The organism is Pseudonocardia sp. NPDC049635 (genome assembly GCF_040659795.1).
Classification (GTDB): Bacteria; Actinomycetota; Actinomycetes; order Mycobacteriales; family Pseudonocardiaceae; genus Pseudonocardia.
Map to the genome: position 1 here is coordinate 1 of NZ_JBFAON010000060.1, position 1,193 is coordinate 1,193.

At 69.5% G+C, this 1,193-nt stretch carries 1 protein-coding gene; it reads right to left on the minus strand.

Translation table 11 applies throughout. From position 1 onward, the window contains the following. Positions 1–11 precede the first annotated feature (11 nt). Entirely contained in the window at positions 12–1,115 is a 1,104-nt protein-coding gene (locus tag AB0J24_RS28765) for an IS630 family transposase (protein ID WP_358687017.1), read from the minus strand. Positions 1,116–1,193: the final 78 nt, after the last annotated feature.

Here is a 1,193-nt window from a genome sequence, read left to right on the forward strand (position 1 = left end):
CTAGTGCCTTGTCAGGCAACGTTCGGTAGGTAATCGGGTCTGCGGATCTTGGACTCGGGTGCGAAGCGCCGTTTCGGGGTGGCGTGGCGGTTGGCCCAGCGGATGTAGCCGGCGATCGCGGCTTCCTGGGCGGCGTGGGAGGGGTAGTCGCTGCCGTCGAGGGTGAAGTAGCGCAGTGCGGTGAACTCGGATTCGATCCAGTTCAGCCAGGAGGCGTAGGTCGGGGTGAACACCAGCTCGACGTCGTGGGTGGCGCACCAGTCGGCGACGGTGGCCTTGCGGTGCGGGGAGAAGTTGTCACACACCACGTGCAGCCGCCCGGTCGGGAAACGGAGCCGCAGCTGGCGCAGGAACGCGAGGAACTCGCTGCTGCGCTTACGATCCCGGAGCCGGTAGAACAGCTGACCAGAGGCCAGATCGAGCCCGGCGATCATGTGCCGGACACCGCCGTAGCGGTTGTAGGTTGCCCGCAGCCGGGCCGGGCGCCGGCTGGGGAACCAGCCGCGTCCAGGTCGGGGTTGCAGGTTCAGCGGACCGAACTCGTCCACGCAGATCACCCGGCCACCGTCGGGGATGGTGCCTGCGGCGGAGCGGTCGTAGAGATCGAGGATCCGGTCCATCTTGACCCGGAACTGCGGGTCTCGGCTGGCCTTCCAGGTCTTGGTGGCCTGCCAGCGGACCCCGGCGGCGCGCAGGATCCGGTGCACGGTGTCGGTACTGATCACGACCCGGTGCGCGAGGGCGAGGTGGGCGACCAGCTTGGTCAGGCTCCACGTGGTGAACGGCAGCCCGGCCTGCTGGGGCGGGGTCCGGGCGGCCCGGCAGACGAGTTCGCGGACGTGGGGGCCGAACTTAAGGGGTCGGCCCCCGCTCCATTTTGGGTCCAGCGCCGCGAACCCCTGCTGGTTGAACGCGTGGATCACCTCCCGTGCGTACTGCGCGGTCGCGGCGAACATCGCCGCCGCCTCGACCGCGCTGCGGCCCTGGACCGAGGCCAGCACGATCCCCGCCCGCCGCAGCCGAACGCGGTCCCGCGCGGTGCGGGTGATCTTCACCAGTCGCTGTGCCTCGGCCGGATCCAGCTCTCGGACGAACACCTCAGGTTGCCGTGCCATCGCCCACCTCCGGCGACAGCTTCTCAGCCCACCAGGCCGACCCGGCTACGACGCCAACGTTCTGCGACGAGGCACTAG